The following is a 21440-nucleotide window of genomic DNA, read 5'->3' on the forward strand; positions in this document are numbered from 1 at the left end:
CCAGATTTCCAACTAGGAGAAAGAATGAAAACAGCAAAATGGATGATTGGTGCGATTGCAGTAGGTATTATGGCAGGTTGTGCAAGTGAACCTGACGAATATGATGTCGATGAAATCACAGCCATTAGCGACCCAGCTTATGTTTATTGTGTTGAGCAAGGCAATAAATTGGCACGTGTAACAGAAAATGGTAAGCGTGTACCTTACTGTGTTATTTCTGACGAAGAAAAATACACCGTTTGGGACTATTACGAAAATAGAAATAAAAAAGAAGAAAACTAATACCTATATAAAGGGCGCTCGACAGCAGTGCCCTTTATTTAACCACTTTCATTTAAACACCTTAATTTTACCACTTTAGTATCCGTACCTACGCTTCCACATAAATGTCATTAGAACATTGAATGATCATTTAATGAACGATCTGGCACCTGCTGAATTGCATCCCAGTGCTCGACGATTTTTCCATCATTATCGAACCGAAAAAATCCATGGTGACGTACTCGTCGCCATCGGGCCACTGTTGGTGAGTATGCAATGCGACTAAATTTCCTTCACCAATCACACGCAAAAACTCGATATTCTTTTGAGGATATTCCGTCGCCATTTGTTGAAAGTAATCTATAAACCCTAGCTTGCCATCCATGACAACGGGGTTGTGCTGTATGTATTCATCACCAACATACAGCTCTACTGCTTTTTCCGGGCAGCCTAAGTACGCCATTTTGTAGAACTCGACAGCATGCTTTTTATTTTGCTCAACTTGACTGTTCATCGTCAACCTCCCACTCCGTATTTACGCTAAACCGTAGGCGTTGTTCGCAGGAAATACCAGTTCTCGTCCCACTGTAATTGGCAGGCCTTAGGTTCCCAAACCCAAACTGTAAATAATTAATAAGGTATTATTCACCCTCATGGCGGTCTCTATTAAAGAAGCTTTCTACTTCTAACTGCGTTAAATAGCGCCATTCCCCAGGCTCAACGTCCAGCTGTATATCACCAATCCGTTCACGATGGAGTTTCACGACTTTATTGCCAATGCTTGCAAACATACGTTTCACTTGATGAAACTTGCCTTCAGTGATGGTTAAACGTACATCCTGAGGGGTAATAATGGTTAAGATGGCTGGCTTAGTCAGTTGGGCTTCTCCTTGCAACTGAACCCCATCTTTAAACTTACCAACGGCACTGGTATCAATAGGTTTTGATAAACTGACTCGATAGACTTTGCTACATTGTTTCGAAGGCGTAATGATATTGAAAGACCAACGCCCATCATCGGTAATGAGTACCAATCCCGTCGTGTCAGCATCTAAGCGCCCCGCGATATGGAGTTCATCACGATGCTGGATATCAATACTGTTAAATAATGAGGGGTATACTTCATCGATATTTGAGCAAATCGTCCCTGCCTTCTTATTCAGTAGAAGATAACGAAACGGACGACACGATAGCTTCACTCCGTTCAATGTCACTTGGTTATTTTCATGTACCTGAGTACGTTCACTTGTCATCGTTTGTCCATTAACGCACACCTCGCCGCGTTCAATCACGGAGCAGGCTTGCGCTCGTGTTAGTTCGGTGCTTTTACAGACAAATCGATCTAGCCGCATTTCATGATTCTCCTAATAGTCTTCGCCGCCATTATGCGCACTCAGCAATATTTAGCAATGCTTAGCATTGCTTAGCAAGTCCACTGATACCGGAAAAATCGACAACTTTGAAAACGTATTGCGACTTTAATTGCGCCTAGCTCTACACAACCTACGAGTATTTCGCGTAAACTAGCCACGTTCAAAATCACTACCTAGTATGGACAAATCATTTTGCAGACGCTTTCACAGCTCCAATCCGGCGAACTTTTTGGCACAACTCATCTCAAATTATCCGAATCACTGACCACTTTCCCATTAGAGATTTTATCGCTTGCCGATAGCTTAGAAGTTCTCGATTTGTCGAATAACTTACTCACATCACTACCTGATGAATTAGAAACATTCAGCAAACTCAAAATCGTGTTTGCCTCAAACAATCTATTTGATACCTTACCTTCCGTGTTAGGTCGCTGCCCTAACTTAGAAATGGTCGGCTTTAAAGCCAATAACATCAAGCATGTCCCAGCAGAGTCATTACCAAAACGTTTACGTTGGCTTATCTTAACGGATAACCAGATTTCATCGTTGCCCGATTCGTTAGGCGAACGACCTCGATTGCAAAAGTTAGCCCTAGCTGGAAATCGCTTAACGGCACTACCAAGCACGATCGACAACCTGCATAACCTTGAGCTGGTGCGGATTTCCGCTAACCAATTAACGCAATGTCCAGACTCATTACTATCATTACCTAAGCTGGCATGGCTTGCCTTTGCTGGCAATCCATTTTGTCAATCCGACATTAACATCCAATCTGTTCCTAAAATCAAAGCCACAAGTTTTACTTTGCAGGAAACATTGGGGCAAGGTGCATCGGGTGTGATTTCTAAAGCGATATGGAACCAAGCGCAAGCAACGCTACCGCAAGAAATCGCGGTCAAGGTGTTTAAAGGCCAAGTGACGAGCGATGGTTACCCAGAAGATGAATTGCAAGCTTGCTTAAAAGTCGGTAATCACCCCAACCTCGTTCAATCTTTAGCGCAAGTGCATGAGGAAAACTACTTAGCTTTGATCATGAACTTAATCCCAGCTCACTATAAAAACTTAGGCTTGCCCCCTTGTTTAGACAGCTGCACACGAGATACTTTTGAGCCAGACTTTACCTTACCCATTGAAAAGATTGAAAAAATTGTTACACAGATGGAAGACGTATTTGAGCATTTACACTCAAATCAAGTGTGTCATGGCGATCTGTATGCACACAACACGCTTGTTGATGAAGCGGGTAATATTATATTTGGTGATTTTGGTGCCGCCACCATGTATCACATGCTATCAAGCCAGCAACAAAACAAAGTAAAAGCCATAGAGCAGCGCGCGCTGAAACACTTCATTGATGACCTGCTAAATATTTGTGCAAAGCAGGATGTTAACACCAAGCAATACAAGGTGTTGCGCGAAAAAACATAACCGCCTTTTCTCAATATCAGGCTGCGATGATTTCCGCATATGCGAATCGTTATTTCCCTATTAGGTGTAGCATATCTAGTGCCCAGCCTAATGGGTGAAGTAACGTGAAGACTCCGCCAAACTCGGTGATCGGCGATTAAATTAACGACACGCCTTCCACTTCAATGACTGAACTGGCATTGGCACGCTCAATAATCTTAACTAACGCTGACTGAATCACTTCATCATTTCGTGCATCGGTCGTACTCGCAAACAACTCCTCTTGGATTTGAGCGCCTTCAGCCAATACAAACTGAACCACGACCTCAGATGCCCTCTCTGCTGTTTCACCACGATATTCCAATGTGATTTGTGGGTAGCCTTTAAATCCCTTTTTCACTTGTTTAGCAATGCGCTTTTTTGCTTTATCTACGTTCATATCATTCCTTGTTCTCGTCGTAAGTTCTAGTAACGCGAAATTGCCCTAGCTAAAAACGATATAACCAGACTACTTCGCTAACGCTAAGAAAACCATTACAATGCGCGCAATTTCCTAAAATAGTTAACGGTCTAAACGTATAGGTACTTTCCTTGAAGTTAAGCAACAGACTCTCGCAGATCGATCACATGATCGCTTCAAACTACACCCATATTTGGGATTGCTGCTGTGATCACGGATTCCTAGGTGCCGCACTACTAGATCGTAATGCCGCGAAGCATATCCATTTTGTTGATATTGTACCTAAACTAATGACGGCACTTGAAGATAAGCTCGAACAGTTTTATGCAACGTGTCCGTCTACGTATTACGTCCATTGTATCGACGTCGCCACGCTGCCGTTATCCGAGTACAAAGGCAAGCATTTAGTTGTCATTGCTGGCGTAGGGGGAGATTTAATGATGAAATTTGTCAGCGGCCTTTGCCAACGCTATCCACAGTTAGACATCGATTTTCTATTGTGTCCTGTTCACCATCAGTATGCGCTTCGCCAAACCTTGATAAAAAATAATTTGCGTCTTCTTCGTGAGTCATTGGTTGAGGACAACCGTCGCTTTTACGAAGTCATGCTGGTGACAACCAATCCCGAACAAGGCGATATCATTAGTTCCGTTGGCAAGGAATTCTGGCAAACCACCAGCTCGGAGCAAACCGAAACAGCCACCAATTATCTCGACAACACTCTGCGTCACTATGAACGTATTCAACGTGGTGGTAGATCCGACGTCACCAATATCTTGCAAGATTACTGCTAAGAATTTCTGTTTGTGATAAGCAGGGAGCGCTCAAAGCAAACCGTTAGCTAGCGCAGGACCAAGCACCAAAAGTGTTAAGTGCACCGCACATCTTTAGGTAACCGTATGACATATCAATATTCAAAGCAAATGTGGTGCTTATTGGCTTGACTGAACGAGCGGTATTTCTTAACTTGGTAGCGAACGCCTTTGCTTGCGCGTCTGGAATGGCCGAGAGGAAGTTGTACTCGGCCACTTTCTTTCTTGTATCGAGCCTTTCTCTTTCTCTTTCTCTTTCTCTTTCTCTTTCTCTCAAAACATTGAACAATGTGAACCTAACGGTCTCTACATATGAAAAAAGCCGATGTCTCCATCAGCTTTTTATCATTAATTTTAGATTATGCCGCCACTTGGCATAAAGTACAGCATCACTAGCCATACCCCAATCCAGCTCGCCACAACGGCTACATCAAACCAATCTTTATTCCACATATCGCCTCCAAAGAGCGCGGTAAGCATCGCTGACTAAACAACATCAATGTCAGGTAAGCGACAACAGTATTCACCTAAAACACTGCAATAAAGATACCAATTTAGCGTTTGATAACCTTTTTCAGACTAAAGCTTTTGATATTGACACGCGGAAATTAACCTTTCCGGTTTATCTTTCAATAGCTTAATAAAACAGTCAGACATAGACCAATTCGTTACGATCCCCTCACCTTGCATATTCAAGATGGCGTCATAGCCTTCTTTGCCTTTCATGGTATATGCGCTTGAGGTGCCAGTATATAGTCGGGTAGCATCAAGTGGCCTTCCTGCAATAAAGACATCGCTTACCCTCTCACCCATAGGCGCATCTTTGTCATAATGAAACTCAAGTTGATAAGTGTAAGGATAACTGCCCGATCCGGTTCCAACCACACCGTTATCAGTGGCGTTATTAATCGCCCCCTCAATGATAAGAGGGATATAACAACCTTGTATGCCATAGACCCCGATAGGAACGGCAAACGGCAGCAGCTTTCCGGCAATATCGGCGACCGAAATATCCCCTGCATTTAGAGAATTTCTCACGCCCCCCGCATTGTGTATGGCAAATTCAGGTGTATGACCTAATTGGCTCATCGCATAATGAAATGATTCCGCGACAGAAGGCGCGATCTGACTGCCTCCTTGGGTATCGGGTAGCCGTACATGGCGAAGTGGACGACGTAGCGACGCTATGGTGCTTTGCTGCAATGCCCTAACTCGAGGTTGGTATTTGTCTCTTAGAATCGCCTTGATTCGCTCATCTTTACGACACTGAACAACATTAGAGTGGCCTTGTACCGTTGCTTTTACCGCATCATAGTCATCATCGGTTAAGGCATTATCGACGTCCATAAATATACGGCGCCCGACTAAGAGCTCATTTTTTCCACTAAACTGCGTAACCACGCCATTCGTATCAAATTCGATCTCACAGTGCCCCATTGTCATAGAGTGGTGCCCAGCCTGAACAACATGAGTATTGCCAACTTTTACGCCATATGGGTCTTTACTTACTAACCCCAAGCAAGAAAAATCACCTTGCAGCACGTGACTATGCCCGCCAATGATCAAACCTAAGCCGTCGACTTTACTCGCCAGATCAAGATCAGCATCATAACCAAGGTGACTAAGCAGAATGATCTTATTGATGCCCGAGTCATGAATGGCTTGAATGGTATTTTTTGCCGTTAATATCGCGTTTTCAAAAACCGTATCACTATCTGGGTTAGCGATATCTGCCATCTTGTCAATTGAGAGCCCGAAAATCGCTAACTTATCTCCCTTAATCGTTTTTTCTACCCATTTTGCTGTTTTTGTGGCGGGTTGATAATCATAAACATTGGGTTGCCCCTTAAGTGAAAAGGCCTTGCTACCTTCTTGTGATAAGTTCCAGTTACTAAGCTAGAAATGGAAACTGAATGCTACGTACAAACTGCCCAACCGGGTCGTTACCCATATCCAGCTCATGGTTACCAAGTGCCATGGCATCCAACTCTAGGGCATTAAGCAATTCAGCGTTCGCTTCGCCTTTGAAGAGTGAAAAATACAAGGTGCCTTGAAAGCAATCGCCAGCATGAAGAAATAGGAAGTCATCACTATTATGCGCCGCTTTAATTTGTTCTACGCGGGTTTTGATGCGTGCAAATCCACCCGCACTAACAAAGGGGTGAAATTCATGATTAGCGACCTGAACCTTGAGTTGTAAGGAAGTGGGTTCAAAGTAGGAGTGCGTATCGTTAATATGCGCGATGGTCAATTTGAGAGGTGTTGTTGTTTTTATCATAGTATTATCTCTTAATTCTCCCCTCTGATGGTAGCCAGCATTATGTGACATTCAAATGAATTTTTTGAAATCACACAAGCATTATACAGGTCTTAGTAAGATATACATCACACTAAATATCTAAGGTTATTAGATAACTTTATGAGCTAACATCCAACAAAGTCACAAATAGTTTCTTATAATTTAGATAGATACTGCTCATCACTTTACGATTTTACTTAAATAACTTTTGCGAAGCACTCGGGAGAGTTGGATGAAATTAGACAGAATCGATATCTCTGGTTTCCGAGGCATAAAGCGCCTGTCTCTTGCATTAGACGATTTAACCACGCTCATTGGTGAAAACACTTGGGGCAAGTCGTCGCTACTGGATGCAATTTGCGTGGTATTACCTTCAGATGGAGAACTCTATCAGTTTGAAATGACCGATTTCCATGTCGACCACTCTGTCTCACATCCACAAACTCGCCACCTACAAATTGTCCTCTCTTTTGTCTCTACTGAAAAAAATGAAACTCTTACTGGTCGATACCGAAAATTAAAACCCGTATGGCAAGTCGACGAAAACGGAACATATCGGTTTTACTACCGCATTAGTGCCACACTCGAAGCATACAACGTGACACAGCATTACGCCTTTCTAGATAGACAAGGACAGACTTTACGCCTTCACCATTCAGAAAAAATTGCCCAAGAATTAATGACATTACACCCTGTGATTAGACTTAGGGATTCACGTCGCTTCCGTCATCCTATGGAATTAGAGCGCTTGCACAATTCACGAGCAGAGAAACGCATTAACAACACATGCCGCCGCCTTCTCGCCGTGCCGGGGCACGTTAATAAAGGTGAAATAAAAAGCAGCTTGAATACCATGCGCGATTTGGTTGAGCATTACTTTTCATTTAAAAGTCATTCTCGTGAGTCTGTCACCAAAAACCGTGACGGCGTATTTTTTAGCCGCCCTCACTCTGAACAAAATCTCGTCAACATTATCGACGAAACCAAAAACCATCAAACTCGTTTACTTCTGCTCGGGTTACTTAATGCGTATTTGCAAGCCAAAGGGCCCAATGACCTTCGCCGCTGTGCTAGACCTATACTGATATTAGAAGATCCAGAAGGTCGCTTACACCCTACCCACTTGTCTCGCGCATGGAGCTTATTACAAATGCTCCCCATGCAGAAAATCCTAACGACCAACAGTAGTGATTTATTAGGCACGGTGCCCATACAGTCCATACGTCGCTTGGTTCGGCAGTCAGACCGCACGGTTGCGACCAGTCTAAGCACCAAACACTTATCGAAAGACGAACTGCGACGAGTCGGCTTTCATATTCGCTTTCATCGTTCTCGGGCACTATTTGCTCGCTGCTGGCTACTGGTCGAAGGTGAAACTGAGGTTTGGCTGTTCAATGAACTGGCCAATTTGAGCGGTTATAATTTAGCGGCAGAAGGCGTGCAAATCATAGAGTTTGCACAGTCCGGATTAAAATCTCTGATCAAAGTGGCCAAAACCTTTGGTATCGATTGGCATGTCGTCACCGATGGCGATGCGGCAGGGAAAAAATACGCAGCGGCAGTGATGAATCAGCTCGACGGAGAGCACCCTCGCCATCACTTAACCGAATTACCCGAGCGTGATATTGAACATTACTTGTATATCAACGGGTTTGAAGACTTTTTTAAGGGGTTAATCAAGATTCCTAATGACCACCCGATTCCGCCTCATAAAGTGGTTGTGCGAGTGCTGAAAAAGTTCGCCAAACCCGACCTCGCATTGGCGATTGTTGGGGAGTGTGAGGACCGAGGCGTCGATAGCATTCCGCTGCTCATTCGTTGGATCCTCAAACGAGTCATTACCATGGCAAATGGAAATACATAAATTTTTCAATGCATTAAATAACAAACATCACAAAACCCCAAGGACAGGCGCAATCGCTAGTATTTCTCGTATCGCTGCTGTTCATGAGAATATAACCGAACTAAAAAGGGCTCATCACTAATCTTGATGAACCCTTACAGTATGAATTTACTTTCCTTTTCGGCGAGTATTGTCCGTTCGAGTATTGTCCGTTCGAGTATTTCAGATTCTATTGCTTTAATAGCTGAGCATCTCGTTGCCCAAGATTAGCATGTAGCCATAATCCGCTGGATTTCATTGCGTAGCCAAACAAGCCACCTAATACTAATGAAGGAACGACTAATTGCCAATTTCCATCCGCAGCAAACGTTGCACACGCTCCAATAAAGGTACCGGGAATGTAACCAAGCCACGCACGCTTAGCTTGTATACACATGCAAAATGAGACCAATGCCGTCATTATGTAACCTGCGATTTCCATGTTAATCAGTGAGGAGCCATGGATAATAACCAATGCCCATACCACGCCAGATAAATTGGTTAACAAGCTTTTAGCCAATCCTTTAGCGCCATCCGTAGGAGAGGCAAAATAACTAGTGCAACCCAAAATCCAGCCCATGAAAGCAAACCAAACGAAATGGCAATCCATCCCCAAATTCCAGAAAGAATACCTGTCGTTAGCGAAATTGCGATCAATTGACTCATTACTTTGCACCAGTATTTGTAAACACAGGCACTACAATAGCCAAAAGATCGCCAACATTAAGTGATCAAAATCCCACCGATCAATGTACGAATGAATCAGTTGCAATACAAATGAGATGCAAATCACACTACAATATTGATGGACGACCTTTCATCATTCGCATGCCTTCACGTTTAGCACATTCCGCAAGTGGGTTTTCTGCCATATCTGCACGCCAAATAAACGACAATGTTCGCTCCATTTCTAATTCAGGGACATTTAGAGCCACCAGCTGTCCTGCCTCAATGAAACGCTCTACATCTAAATACGGTAAACACGTTAAATACTGGCTATTGGCAACCATGCTTCGCAGTACAGGAACATGCTCATACTCACGCCAAACATCGAGATCGCCAATAAGATGGTGGATGGAGCTATCAAATATTTTACGTGTACCTGAACCATGCTCTCTTAACACCCAGCGAGCTTGTTCAAGTTGAGAAAGGCTGACTCGGTCGCGTCTTGCAAACGGATGATGCGCAGCAGCAACCACGGTCAAGTGATCTCGACACCACGTCTCTTGGTGAATTCGGTTGTCATCGCAACGCCCTTCAATAATGCCCAAGTCGTATTGATACTCCAACACCCCTTCAATAACAGAGTCGGTACTTTGCACACCTAACGTGATGCGCATTTCAGGAAAATCATTATCGATGGCACTAATGAGATCCGGAACCAAGTGTTCCGCGGGCGTTTGGCTCGCACCCAGTTTGAGTTCTCCACTCAATAAGTGTTGCTCGTAAAAACCCATCTCAATTTGCTGCGCATCTTGCAATAAGCGTTTTGCTTTAGGCCTAAGCCAAACTCCCCAGTGTGTGAGGGCCATTTGCTTACCTTGTCTTTCAAAAAGTGGGCGACCAAGCATTTTTTCTAGCTGAGCCAGAGACATGCTGGTTGCAGATTGAGTTAAAGACAATTTATCTGCAGCTTGACTGACACTGCCGCTATCAGCCACGGCATCGAATACGGCGAGTTGTTTTAATGAGTACCGCATAGTTGTTCCTTACTACAGGTCAAAATAATGAAATTGATACAAATAAACGCACTTCACTGTGCGTTTATGTCATTCGGGGACATCAAGTTTTCTTATTCGTTATTGCCAGTGTCTTTTAGTGGTCAATTAACCGCCAATTCACGTTATAGAGCCACCATGCAAAATAACAAGAAAACAATGCGTTACCCTTGAAACCCTTATTCTACCTAGTGCACAGCACTTATCAATAAATTTGATGTGGTTTTTAAAAATTATCAATTTTACCTCTAACCATAAACTCCCTTAATCTAGTTTCGAACACGGCAATCAGCCTTGTTTTCGCAAATAGATTAAGGAGTTATGAAATGAGCGAACGACTACACACACTAATTGAAAAGGAGTAACCCATGGCAACTTCCAACTCCGATAATCACCTCTTATTTTCTCCTGTCGAAATGATGGCTGAAGCAGAGAAGTTTGCATTAAGTAAGGCTAAGAAAACCAGCGGCATGACAATGAGCCTAGCCATTATGGCTGGTGCCTTTATCGGTCTCGCATTTTTATTCTATATCACTGTGACGACGGGTAGCGCCGACGCAGGATGGGGCATGAGCCGCTTCGCTGGCGGTTTGGCTTTCAGTATGGGCCTAATTCTTATTGTGATCTGTGGAGGTGAGCTATTTACCAGCTCAGTGCTTTCTAGTATTTCCTGGGCAAACAAACAAATCACCTTCGGCAAAATGCTGTCGGTTTGGGGGAAAGTCTACGTCGGTAACTTTATTGGCGCGATGTTCTTATTACTTATTGTCTCTGCCGCTGGTTTGTACCAAATGGACAACGGTCAGTGGGGTCTTAATGCCCTCAATATCGCACAACATAAGTTGCATCATTCATGGGTACAGGCATTTGCACTGGGCGTACTTTGTAACCTCTTAGTGTGCCTAGCTATTTGGCTTACCTTTAGCTCCGCTAATGCGATGACAAAAGCGGCGATGACTATCTTACCCGTGGCTATGTTCGTTAGCAGTGGCTTTGAGCACTGCGTGGCCAATATGTTTATGGTTCCTCTTGGCATTGTTATCCAAAATTTTGCGCCAGCGGAATTCTGGGCATCGGTTGGCGTCAGCGCTAGCCAGTATGCCGATTTAACACCCTTCCACTTTGTTGCTAATAATTTAGTTCCAGTGACACTCGGTAATATCGTCGGAGGCGCCGTATTAGTCGGGCTTGCTAACTGGAGCATCTACCGTAGACCGCAATTAAAAGCGGCGAATGTCACTGCAATCACGCAAACCACCACTCTAATGTCAGTTAAGGAAAGCACTATGAATAATACCATCGTCGTAAAAGAAATCATGACTCACCAACCCGTAACGCTAAGTGCTGAAACACTGACAGCTGTTGCGCTAGACACACTTCTTGACCACAACCTAACGAGCGCGCCTGTTGTAGATGTTGAAGGACGATTGGTAGGTTTCTTCTCGGTTCATGACGTAATGGTTGATTTGTGGTGTGAGAACTACAACCCGAAAGCAGGTCAAAAAGTGGTAGACCTAATGAACCGTGATGTTGTCGCTATTCACTGCAATGAAAAGCTGGTCGACGTAGCTGAATTCCTTTGTATTGATAAAGAGCAGCTGTTCCCTGTCACTTCAATGGGTATCGCGACTAACTACACGACATTGTCTTTAGAAGAGCGTGCTAAATCGATGAAAGTGAATAAGCCACATGTTCTGCCAGTACTAGACGATGGAAGATTAGTTGGTGTGCTATCTCGTGGAGACGTCATGAAAGCGATTCGTCCAGTATACGGTGAGCGACTCAACGTGGTCGAGCGCAGTTTAGAAACCGCTTAATGCTCACATCGCAGTAAAAGTTAAAAAGTTTTTGGTTGGAAAATAAGTCGTTTGGCCAAAAAAGCCCCAGTGTAAAAGCTGGGGCTACCCCATTTCTAGTCCTTCAAAAAACCTTTACCTCGTTCCAACCACCCGCATAACCCTACTACTCGCGCTGGCTGTATTCCGGCTGGATTCGACATCGGATATTCGACCACGAATACATCGCTACGTTCATTAGGCGCCAATTAGCTGTCCTATAGCCCTTCCGTATAACAGGTAAATTAACCAACGTTCCTCACTACACATATAGCCAATAACAAACCACTCGCAGTCGCTTACCGCTAGCCACGTTTTCATACCGCTCAACGGCTTTGTTAACCAGTTAATTACCATTCGCCCCAAGGTACAAAGATACAAAGGCGCACCATGTTAAAGACGACAATAACCATCACATCCCTTTAAGGACATATAGACCGTCGCACAACGACTCACACCTATAGCCAGCAAAAGACTAAGAAACGATTACGCTCACTAAAACCTAATCGACACGCGCCAGAAATTGGAATAGCGAGAGATGACATTGCCAGTAACGATTAAATAACGTCAACATCAAAGATTCTTACTGCGTATATTCATCTTTGTTATTGATTAAAAAAACGCCCCACAAGGCGACGGCGCGAACATCAAAATATTAATAAACTCCAGGCCATCATATGGCGTAGAGCCCCGTCATAGCTAACTCCACTGCGACATCAATAGTTTTGAATACCCTAGTCAATATTACCCATTTTACGCCATGACCATTTTTGCCTTAATCTAGTTTCGAACACAGCAACTGCCGACATTATCACGTTTATATTTAGTCTTATCGGCAAGCGAATAACCCAATGCGATGTATGTAAATCGCGACCTATAAAAAGAGTAAGGGAACCAGATATGAACAACATCATTGTAAAAGACATTATGAACAACCAACCTATTGCGCTTAGTGCCGAAACACTCACGTCCGTCGCACTGGATGCCCTATTAGACAACAATCAAACCAGTGCTTCTGTCGTGGATGCTCATGGACGTTTAATCGGTTTCTTTTCTGTGCACGATGCAATGGTGGATCTATGGTGCGAGAATTACCTTCCGCAACAGGATCAAAAAGTCGTCGACATTATGAATCGTGATGTTGTCGCGATTAACGCGAAAGAGACGTTAGTTAACGTTATCGAAGCACTGTGTATCGATAAAGAGCAGCTGTACCCAACATCATCTATGGGCTATGCCACAAACTTAACTACCGCTTCTGTAGAAGAGCGTGCAAAAGCAATGAAAGTGAACAAGCCACAAGTGCTGCCCGTGCTTGAAGACGGAAGACTTGTCGGCTGTATCTCTCGTTTAGAAGTCATGCAGGCGATTCGCCCTACTTACGGTAAGCGTTTAAATATCGTCGAACCAGAACGTGCGACGGCATGATGAACTCATTTTAAAAGTTTTTGGTTAGGAAATAAGTCGTTTGGCCAAAAAAAGCCCCGGTGTAAAAACCGGGGCACCTTTGTTAAAGATAATAAATTACTTTGTCGGCATGGGTAAAATTTCAAACATGCCATCGAACTTATCAAGCGTACCTGCTAGCTGCTTAAGTAGTGAAGCATCACCCTTAACGCCTGCTTGACCGGATTTAAATAACTCGTCCAATGTCGTCTCACCTAATACGACTTTGGTGAAGTCTGTTTTGTTGATAATCAGTTCAAAATCAACCGCAGGAATAGCGTCTACTTCAATGTTCGACATATTGGCATTCGATACTTCACCGTAGTAACGCTCTTCAAGATCTGGGTGGTAAACACCGAAGTTAAAGTCCAGTCCCGCCGCCTCAGCTTTTGGTGCGTTCATGCTTACCGCAATGAAATCTAAGAACATGCCAGTTGGCGTGTTAGCAATCACATCCGATGACGCCAGTTTAATTGATGGCTGAATATCACCAGTACGCAGCTCTACCGCACCTTGCAAATAACTGTTACGCCATGCCATAGTTTCTGATTGGTAGCCTTGTTGTTCAAAGCTGTCGGCCAATGCAAAACGGTAATCGATATTATTTGGGTCGCACTGCACTAAGTCATTAAACAATTGAGACGCTTCTTGATACTCACCCGCTTTAAAATGCGTCATACCTGCTTTGTAGAGCGTATCTGCACCTGCAGCATTCACGTAGACACAAGACTGGTCTTGAGTCTGCAGCGGATTGGTATTTACCGGGTTCATGTCGTGGTAACCCAAATAAAGGTTAACAACGGCACGAGCATTATGACTGTATGAGCCGTGGTAGCCGTTAGTATGCCAAGTGTCAATTTGAGATTGAGGCACTATCCCCTCAATTTCGCGGCCTACGTCGTGGATCGTCACGCCATGATTGGCTAAACGCATCGCTTGGTTATGAATAAATCCATAGTTATCACGTTGTAGCGTCATATATTGTGAGATTTCGTTCACGTCAGTATCGGCGTTATTCCACACTGGCGCGGAGTGAGCTGCATGAATATTGTCGACTAAACCGCTATCAACAAAGCGCAGCTTCAATTCTGTTAGGTATTTCGTCCATACCAATGAATCACGCACTTTAGCGCCACGGAAAGTGTAGATATTGTGCATACCATCATAGGTAAGCTCTGCGGTATTCAACGAACGATACTGCGGAACGTACAAAACAATCTCTGCTTAGCGCTTCTGCACCAGGCATATTAATCGCATGGAACTCGAGCCCATCAATAGTCACGGTTTTTTCGCGCTCTTGAATCTCAGTCGTTGGCGCTACTAACGTCACTTCACCGCGAGAAGTCCCTAACCCTAATGCGTTATCCACTATGCCTTTGGTATTGTTATCTAGCGTCGTACCATATTGATAGTTTGCGCGGCGCCCCATCGCAGTCCCTGCGATCACATTTTCATCGGCCAGCTCTTTAATGAAGTCTTTAGGTGCATATATTTTCGCACCGTCAGCAAAGTCACCAGACTCTACGATGCCACGTGAACCACCAAAGTGATCCGCGTGCATGTGAGAGTAAATCATGCCTGTGATTTTGTGTTCACCATTAATCGCTGGAAGATGCTGCTTGGCAAAATCCCAAGAAGCCGCTGCTGCTTGGCGTGAAAGTAGTGGATCGTGAATGACATAACCGTTGTCAGTACGATAGATGGTCATATTTGATAAATCTGCACCACGGATTTGGTATACACCGTCCGTGACTTCATAGAGACCACCAGCCGCATAATTGAGCATGCCTTGACGCCAGATAGACGGGTTAACCGACGGGGGTAAGTCATCAACTGACATATCCGTCATATAATTAAAGCGCTGTTTAAGTTCCCCGGCTTCGTGAGTGCCAAATTCAGCAATGAGTCCACGTTTGGTACGCTCAAATGCGGATGTATCTTCCCACGGTAGAATCTTCGCAACTGCCGCATTAGCTTTCGTAGTATGCTCGGATGCTGGTTTGCCTTCATATGTGTCGATAGAAGCGTAATCATTGGCCGCAGCGCCAAACGACACAAGAACCGCTAATGATAGGACTGAAGGAGCAAAACAAGTTTTCATAGGGAACCTCTTTATCATTCGATATTGGATATGAGGCTAATTTAAAGGTTTGACACATAACAATACATGCATGACACTGTATTTATCACATCACAAATCGTTATGTATGAGGCCGTAATGTTTCATGACTTTGATCTCAATCTGCTAAAAGTGTTTGTCGCTGTTTATCGTCATCAATCAATAACTCGCGCCGCCGATGAGATGGGACTCACACAGCCAGGTGTCAGTGGTTTACTAAAGCGATTACAAAAACAAGTCGGTAGCCCTTTGTTTGTTCGCTCGGGGCGAGGCATTGCCCCCACACAACACGCTCAGGAACTCATTAAGCAAGTAGAGCCAGCACTCATTCAAATTAATAACGCGCTAGAAAGCTTAGAAGGCTTTTCTGTTCAGCATCCTAGAAAGTTTGTTGTTTATACTTCCGAACCGATTATGCTGATGCTGCTACCAAAAATTGAAGCCGATACGCAGTTAGGTAATGTGTCAATTGAGCTGCAACTAAGCGCATGCTAACGAAGAACACCTATTTCAAGGTTTAAATCAACATCAAGCCGATCTCGCGATTGATTTTACCAACTACTCTTCTGCGTCTTATTTTACCGAAGCATTATTTACCGATGATGTTTGCGTCATTGCGCGCAATGCACACCCACGAATTAAAGGCACCATTAGCAAAGAACAGTATTACCAAGAAAAGCACATTACATTAAAATTACGCAGGGAGGATGCGTATTTAGCAGATTATTTTACCGAAGAAGAGTTACACGAACGTATGGTAGCCGCAGAATGTACCTCACTGGTATCGCAAATGTCGATGGTATCGGCCAGTGACTGTGTCGCCACCATCGCTAGAAGTATCGCTCACATGTTTGCCGATAAATTTGATGCCCAAGTGCTTGATACCCCGTTTACTGGTATTCCTGTTCACTATCAGTTAGTTGCCCACAATAGAGAACGGCACAGCCCTGCAAATATGTGGTTACGCAATAAGATTCAAACGTATTTCTCTATATCGTCCGATAATTCCCTCTTGCGATAATCCTTCGTCCAAAAACACGTCGACCTATAAAACGTAGCACCATAAATACAAACAACTACGGGTAGAAAAAGTGACCTCTACCTACCCGTGACTCTATTTCACCACTGCCAATCGCGCTTATAAATTCCGCATGCGCTTTTTCAGCCTTGCCAGTTCAATTTCGCTGGTGCGTACGGTCAATTTAATATGCTCATAATCGTACTCTTCTTTCGTCACGCTCATACTAGAGCGGATCTCTCCTACCACGCCATTAGCGGTATAAGGCACGATAATTTCTTCTTCGATCATCCCCTGCTCTGCCACACCAACAATGTATTTATGCAGTTTTTTAATATCAAGGGGATCACGAGTGGACGTGAACATCGCATCAGGGAACTCTTCCAATAACGCTTGCTGTTGCTCTGCACTCAAACGGTCGGACTTATTCAATACCAACAGCTTTTCGCTGTCTTCTACGCCAACTTGACCCAACACTTCGTGGACCACATCAAGTTGCGCACGGAACGAAGCATCAGAGGCATCGACAACATACAGCAACAATGACGCATCATGGGCTTCCGCTAGTGTTGAGTGAAATGAAGCGACTAAATCGTGAGGAAGCTTTTTGATAAAGCCAACCGTATCTGATACCAAGATCCTAGGTTGAGTAATGGGTTGCAGCGCACGAACTGTCGTATCAAGTGTCGCAAACAATTTATCCTCACCCACGACATCCGTCGCCGTCAGAGCGCGCATCATTGAAGATTTTCCGGCATTGGTATAGCCAACTAAAGCAACACAAAATAGCTCAGAACGTTGTGAACGTCGGTTCTTCAATTCATTCTGTACGCTTACAAGCTCACGTTTTAAGTCTGCTAGTTGGTCTCGCACTTTTCGGCGGTCGAGCTCTAATGATGTTTCACCAGCACCCTGACCCATCTGACGTTCTTTATCACCATTTTCAGTTTCGCGAAGCCTTGGAACTAGGTAATTAAGGCGCGCAATTTCAACTTGTAAACGTGCAGTACGGGTACGAGCGTGACGGCTAAATATCTCAATAATTATGCCAGTACGATCAAATACTTCCACGCCCAGCTGGCTTTCTACGTTACGTAGTTGAGATGGACTTAAATCACAATCAAATACCACTACGTCTGCAGTTTGAGAAGGCAAGGTTTCAGCATCAAGATCAGAAAAATCCGTTTCATCAAAAAGATCGTCATATTCCGCTTCTTCTATGGAACCTTGATACCCCGTCAACTGAGCAATTTCAGCCAACTTACCCACACCAAGTACGCTGGCTTTTTGTGTCGAGCTTTGCTTTTGCGACTGGGAGCCAACCACTTTAAACCCTAAGGTTGTTACTAAACGAGCAAGTTCCGCGAGAGACTCTTTCGCTTCATCACCTTTAAATTCCGGCGTGGTAATGGAAATAAGTAACGCGTTATTGCGTGCTGCTTTTGCTGTTAGTTTCATTATCTAATGCATTTATGCACCTAAGTGCAAACCTAGTAGTTGGTCTAAAGTGGCGTGATCCTACGCTGTTATTGACAAGCTTGATAGAGCAATAACAGGCTAAATACAAAATGATTACGCTAGACTGATTGCCCAAGGAGGGAGTGTCCTCTAAATCTAATGCTTTAATAACCCATCTTACTCAGCGCACCTGATATGAGTGCATTGAACTTAGGTAAGCTTGGGTACACGTCCAATCGCTTGCCATTAGGAACGGAATAACTGAATGAAACCGAGTCTTCCAACTCTTCAAATTCTATTCCCTTCTTCGATATAAACACTTTTTTCTCTTTGGATCCTAGCTTCTCCAGATTCAATAAATCATCTCGACTAAGTACTAAATCATAATTTTTGAAATCAAAATCCAAACGAAAAAGTGCATTTGTTTTATCGATTAACTCGTAATTTGAACTGTCACCATTCATAAGCCCTATCCTCCGAACAAACCATACCTGCCATCCCTACAAACCGCCTTATTTTCCTCTACCGTGCCTGGGTCCAATTTCTCTTTTACTCTGCAAAACACATTACTCAGACACCCCAACCCAACCCAGCTACTGTTTAAATATACAGTGTATTTTGTAGCTTGTGTATCCCCACGCTACTGAATCGGGTGAATTCTGCATATCCTATGCTTAACCCGTCTGTTGAATAGGCAAAATTCATACACAACTTCACACATGACTCACAGACTGTTTCATTAAGTCCTGATAACCTCAGCCCATTAACTCTCGAATAAATTTACCTCCACACATAGAGTTAGGGGAGAAAAATATCTACATGAAAAAACTCATCTTTTTGGTTTCAGCTTTAGCACTTAGCGGATGTGCCGACACTCATAAATTGAACGTATCTGAGCAAAATAGTACGAATAAGATTGCGCCTTCTTCGTCCGTTTATATCGCACTTTCACATGATGGGAGCTACGGAGAAAAATATTATAACGGGTCAGGAAAAATGCTGAGTAACATCATTAGAGCTCGGGTTATTGCGCAAATACACGATGTATCGGTAGCCACTACCCCTGAATCATTAAGGGCAGCTCTGGCAACCGCATCAGAAAAACACTATGACTATTTGCTGTATCCAACCATTATGCACTGGGAAGACAGAGCAACGGAATGGTCTGGGAAACCAGATAAAGTCGAGGTTAAGATTAGTACCTGGGATGTGAGCGCAAACCAAGAAGTGAATTCTGTTATCATCGAAGGTAAAAGCGGCCTCGGTACATTTGGCGGCGACCACCCTCAAGATTTGCTACCGCAACCAATCTCTGAATACTTAGATACATTGTTTGATAGCAAAGTGTAGTTTCTTATTGCACGCGCACTAGCAATCCAACTTAAGAGAGTCACTAAAAGTAATATCTCGTCTAGGACGGGAGGTGCGACTATATCAAAATCTCAGAGCGTAAAGCATCCCCATGGTTGTTACGTAGAACGATCGCGTTCATGTCAGTGACCTTTGCAAGCTTGGTCATATTCTCCGAGTTCGCAAATGCACACACGCATCAAAGAATGCCTTTTGTTTAGTGCCACAGAATTCGCACATTGAGTCAATTTCATTCATGGCAAATACTCAATTGAAGAAGAAAGGGACGAAAATGAGAACCCAGCCGAGAATATTGAGCCAAATTGGACAATACTCTTTGGTGGGCACCATTCGAGAGAAAGACATGGTTTAACCCTGAAGCTCTAACGTTTCACGGGTAGCCATTTCGACCAGCGCAATCATGTTGATTAACGGGGTCTCTTTGCTCTTAGCTTTTCTTTTGATGGGTAATTTGCCCTCTGCTACCCAATCCATAATGGTGCGTTTGGGCATGCCAGAGAACTGAGAATACTGCTCGTAGGTCATAAAAGGGGTATTAAGTACTACTTGATATGAAAGCATGATGGTATCCTTGTAAGTTATTGATTGTTTAATTTCGGGCTTAAGAGTTGCAGCTCGCCGCCCAGTAATCATTTGAGTGAAAATATAGACTTCTTATGAGTGAATTACAAGCTGTTATTCCACCTTTTGAATACATTGGTGGCAAAAATGTGACCGAAAGAATGAAAGCGGTCACCAACACCAAGGACTTCAAGTCGCTTGGTGAAGCCCTTGGCATCTCAAAAGGAACGATTTCCACTTGGCACCAACGTGAATTGACGCCATTTGAAGTCATCATGAGACTTCATTTGAAGACTGGCGCATCGATTAGATATCTTGCATTAGGCGAAGGCGAGGCATTTCCGGAGCAACACTCTCAAGCTCATACCTCAAAGAAAAACGAAAACAAAACAATCTTCGATTTGGACCATTTCTCACTGAGTAATGGAAAACTGGCAGGCACCAGAACTTTGGCATTTGATAAGACTTATCTTGATAAGTTGAATGTAGTTAACGTAATGGCTATCGACTACGACGGAAGCACCTACGTCGTTGACAAAGAAACCCGCCAAGCAGTGACAGGAACTTACCTAGTCGACATGGACGGCCTACTCTCCCTAAACGATATTCAACGTTTACCAGGCAAGAAGCTGGCGATCAGCTTTAATGGATCTACGTTGACTGTTGAAGAGGATGATGTGCGGGTTGTGGGTCGGGTTGCTTTGGTTATGGAGAAGAAGTAATTGGCAAAGAGAAAGGATTGGTCTGAACTAGAATTATCTGAAGCAGTCAATGCCTATTTAGAAATGCTCCATAAAGATAATGTTGGTACTCCTTATTCAAAGAGTAAGTACTACCAAGATCTTGCCGATAAGTTTGGACGGACACCAAAAGCTTTTGGTAGAAGAATGTCGAACATCACACATATCATGATGTTGATGGATCTCCCCGCTCTTTCTGGCTTAGCCCCATTAACAAACGTAGGCCCACAGCAGGCTCCCATTATCGAACGCTTAATCTCACAGAAACTTAAGCTTCCGTATATCGGTATCGGGTTAGCCGATGCAGAGATGCAATCCTTGGTTAAAGCCAAAAGAACACCAAAGAAACCCTCCGGTGATAAAAAACCGGGGTTTATTGAAACAACAATAAAAGTATACAAACGATCAGGTAAGGTTAAAGGTTGGGTTATTCGACGAGCTGACGGCAGCTGCGAACTATGTAGAAATGATGCACCTTTTACAAAAGAGGATGGCACACCATTTTTAGAAGTGCATCACTTAACTCGCTTAAAGGATGAGGGTCCTGATACTGTAGAGAACTGCGCAGCACTCTGCCCTAATTGCCACCGTAAATTACATCATAGCCCAGATCGAGATATGTTAACTGAAGAGCTTAGAGAAAAGGTTCTCAAAAAAGAAAGCGGCCTATAGCCGCTATC

14 protein-coding genes and 7 pseudogenes are annotated in these 21440 nt (G+C 43.7%); 10 read left to right on the forward strand and 11 right to left on the reverse strand.

From position 1 onward, the window contains the following. Window positions 1–24 precede the first annotated feature (24 nt). Window positions 25–282, forward strand: a complete 258-nt coding sequence (locus AC0L66_RS24475; RefSeq protein WP_473569808.1) for a putative hemolysin — start codon at window positions 25–27, stop codon at window positions 280–282. 110 nt (window positions 283–392) lie between these two features. Here AC0L66_RS24475 and AC0L66_RS24480 read toward each other — a convergent pair. Continuing rightward, a pseudogene (locus AC0L66_RS24480) lies at window positions 393–775 on the reverse strand (nuclear transport factor 2 family protein). Window positions 776–902: 127 nt separating this feature from the next. Next, the gene (locus AC0L66_RS24485) at window positions 903–1613 is read right to left on the reverse strand and encodes a pseudouridine synthase (protein WP_473569810.1); all 711 of its coding nucleotides are present in this window, start codon (window positions 1611–1613) and stop codon (window positions 903–905) included. 213 nt (window positions 1614–1826) lie between these two features. Between AC0L66_RS24485 and AC0L66_RS24490 the strand changes: the two genes are divergently transcribed. After that, window positions 1827–3062, forward strand: coding sequence for a leucine-rich repeat-containing protein kinase family protein (locus AC0L66_RS24490; protein ID WP_473569811.1), 1236 nt, complete (start codon window positions 1827–1829; stop codon window positions 3060–3062). Window positions 3063–3198: 136 nt separating this feature from the next. Here the strand turns inward: AC0L66_RS24490 and AC0L66_RS24495 are convergent, their stop codons facing one another. Beyond that, window positions 3199–3480 carry a hypothetical protein gene (locus tag AC0L66_RS24495; protein ID WP_428751322.1) on the reverse strand — a complete coding sequence of 94 codons (282 nt, stop codon included), beginning with the start codon at window positions 3478–3480 and terminating at the stop codon, window positions 3199–3201. A gap of 152 nt (window positions 3481–3632) precedes the next feature. Here AC0L66_RS24495 and AC0L66_RS24500 point away from each other — a divergent pair, with 152 nt between their 5' ends. Beyond that, window positions 3633–4295, forward strand: coding sequence for a tRNA (adenine(22)-N(1))-methyltransferase (locus AC0L66_RS24500; protein ID WP_473569813.1), 663 nt, complete (start codon window positions 3633–3635; stop codon window positions 4293–4295). Window positions 4296–4892: 597 nt separating this feature from the next. On the opposite strand, the pseudogene AC0L66_RS24505 reads toward AC0L66_RS24500, so the two are convergent. Further along, window positions 4893–6591 (reverse strand): annotated as a pseudogene (locus AC0L66_RS24505) (bifunctional metallophosphatase/5'-nucleotidase). A gap of 253 nt (window positions 6592–6844) precedes the next feature. Here AC0L66_RS24505 and AC0L66_RS24510 point away from each other — a divergent pair. Beyond that, entirely contained in the window at window positions 6845–8476 is a 1632-nt protein-coding gene (locus tag AC0L66_RS24510; protein ID WP_473569815.1) for an ATP-dependent endonuclease, read from the forward strand. 208 nt (window positions 8477–8684) lie between these two features. Here AC0L66_RS24510 and AC0L66_RS24515 read toward each other — a convergent pair. Both AC0L66_RS24515 and AC0L66_RS24520 read right to left on the reverse strand, forming a co-directional pair. After that, window positions 8685–9160 (reverse strand): annotated as a pseudogene (locus AC0L66_RS24515) (DUF1097 domain-containing protein). A gap of 128 nt (window positions 9161–9288) precedes the next feature. Beyond that, complete coding sequence (locus AC0L66_RS24520) at window positions 9289–10194, reverse strand: LysR substrate-binding domain-containing protein (RefSeq protein ID WP_265674017.1); 906 nt, start codon at window positions 10192–10194, stop codon at window positions 9289–9291. Window positions 10195–10580: 386 nt separating this feature from the next. On the opposite strand from AC0L66_RS24520, the gene focA reads away from it, so the two are divergent. Further along, window positions 10581–12029 carry a formate transporter FocA gene (focA, locus tag AC0L66_RS24525; RefSeq protein ID WP_473569817.1) on the forward strand — a complete coding sequence of 483 codons (1449 nt, stop codon included), beginning with the start codon at window positions 10581–10583 and terminating at the stop codon, window positions 12027–12029. An 876-nt stretch (window positions 12030–12905) separates the two neighbouring features. After that, window positions 12906–13475: pseudogene (locus AC0L66_RS24530) on the forward strand (CBS domain-containing protein); the annotation flags it as partial. 96 nt (window positions 13476–13571) lie between these two features. Here the strand turns inward: AC0L66_RS24530 and AC0L66_RS24535 are convergent. After that, window positions 13572–15594 (reverse strand): annotated as a pseudogene (locus tag AC0L66_RS24535) (alkyl/aryl-sulfatase). A 117-nt stretch (window positions 15595–15711) separates the two neighbouring features. On the opposite strand from AC0L66_RS24535, the pseudogene AC0L66_RS24540 reads away from it, so the two are divergent. Beyond that, a pseudogene (locus AC0L66_RS24540) lies at window positions 15712–16633 on the forward strand (LysR family transcriptional regulator). Window positions 16634–16750: 117 nt separating this feature from the next. Here AC0L66_RS24540 and hflX read toward each other — a convergent pair. Both hflX and AC0L66_RS24550 read right to left on the reverse strand, forming a co-directional pair. Continuing rightward, entirely contained in the window at window positions 16751–18088 is a 1338-nt protein-coding gene (gene hflX / locus AC0L66_RS24545) for a GTPase HflX (protein ID WP_265674021.1), read from the reverse strand. A gap of 164 nt (window positions 18089–18252) precedes the next feature. Further along, window positions 18253–18552: a hypothetical protein gene (locus tag AC0L66_RS24550; protein WP_265674022.1), complete on the reverse strand. Its 300-nt coding sequence runs from the start codon at window positions 18550–18552 to the stop codon at window positions 18253–18255. A 355-nt stretch (window positions 18553–18907) separates the two neighbouring features. On the opposite strand from AC0L66_RS24550, the gene AC0L66_RS24555 reads away from it, so the two are divergent. After that, window positions 18908–19438, forward strand: coding sequence for a DUF4823 domain-containing protein (locus AC0L66_RS24555; protein ID WP_473569819.1), 531 nt, complete (start codon window positions 18908–18910; stop codon window positions 19436–19438). Between the two features lie 118 nt (window positions 19439–19556). On the opposite strand, the pseudogene AC0L66_RS24560 reads toward AC0L66_RS24555, so the two are convergent. Together AC0L66_RS24560 and AC0L66_RS24565 are read right to left on the reverse strand one after the other, a co-directional pair. Further along, window positions 19557–19696: pseudogene (locus AC0L66_RS24560) on the reverse strand (phage regulatory CII family protein); the annotation flags it as partial. Between the two features lie 111 nt (window positions 19697–19807). After that, on the reverse strand, window positions 19808–20020 hold the full coding sequence (locus AC0L66_RS24565) for a hypothetical protein (protein ID WP_473569820.1): 213 nt from the start codon (window positions 20018–20020) through the stop codon (window positions 19808–19810). Window positions 20021–20115: 95 nt separating this feature from the next. On the opposite strand from AC0L66_RS24565, the gene AC0L66_RS24570 reads away from it, so the two are divergent. Further along, window positions 20116–20742, forward strand: a complete 627-nt coding sequence (locus tag AC0L66_RS24570) for a phage repressor protein CI (RefSeq protein WP_473569821.1) — start codon at window positions 20116–20118, stop codon at window positions 20740–20742. Then, entirely contained in the window at window positions 20743–21432 is a 690-nt protein-coding gene (locus AC0L66_RS24575; protein ID WP_473569823.1) for an HNH endonuclease, read from the forward strand. Window positions 21433–21440 lie beyond the last annotated feature (8 nt).

This window comes from Vibrio sp. GJ43-1, assembly GCF_055808835.1.

Coding starts and splice junctions, on each gene's coding strand:
- AC0L66_RS24475 (WP_473569808.1), top strand. CDS start 25: ATGAAAACAGCAAAATGGATGATTGGTGCGATTGCAGTAGGTATTATG.
- AC0L66_RS24570 (WP_473569821.1), top strand. CDS start 20,116: ATGAGTGAATTACAAGCTGTTATTCCACCTTTTGAATACATTGGTGGC.
- AC0L66_RS24550 (WP_265674022.1), bottom strand. CDS start 18,552: ATGAATGGTGACAGTTCAAATTACGAGTTAATCGATAAAACAAATGCA.
- AC0L66_RS24520 (WP_265674017.1), bottom strand. CDS start 10,194: ATGCGGTACTCATTAAAACAACTCGCCGTATTCGATGCCGTGGCTGAT.
- focA (WP_473569817.1), top strand. CDS start 10,581: ATGGCAACTTCCAACTCCGATAATCACCTCTTATTTTCTCCTGTCGAA.
- AC0L66_RS24495 (WP_428751322.1), bottom strand. CDS start 3,480: ATGAACGTAGATAAAGCAAAAAAGCGCATTGCTAAACAAGTGAAAAAG.
- hflX (WP_265674021.1), bottom strand. CDS start 18,088: ATGAAACTAACAGCAAAAGCAGCACGCAATAACGCGTTACTTATTTCC.
- AC0L66_RS24555 (WP_473569819.1), top strand. CDS start 18,908: ATGAAAAAACTCATCTTTTTGGTTTCAGCTTTAGCACTTAGCGGATGT.
- AC0L66_RS24510 (WP_473569815.1), top strand. CDS start 6,845: ATGAAATTAGACAGAATCGATATCTCTGGTTTCCGAGGCATAAAGCGC.
- AC0L66_RS24565 (WP_473569820.1), bottom strand. CDS start 20,020: ATGCTTTCATATCAAGTAGTACTTAATACCCCTTTTATGACCTACGAG.
- AC0L66_RS24485 (WP_473569810.1), bottom strand. CDS start 1,613: ATGCGGCTAGATCGATTTGTCTGTAAAAGCACCGAACTAACACGAGCG.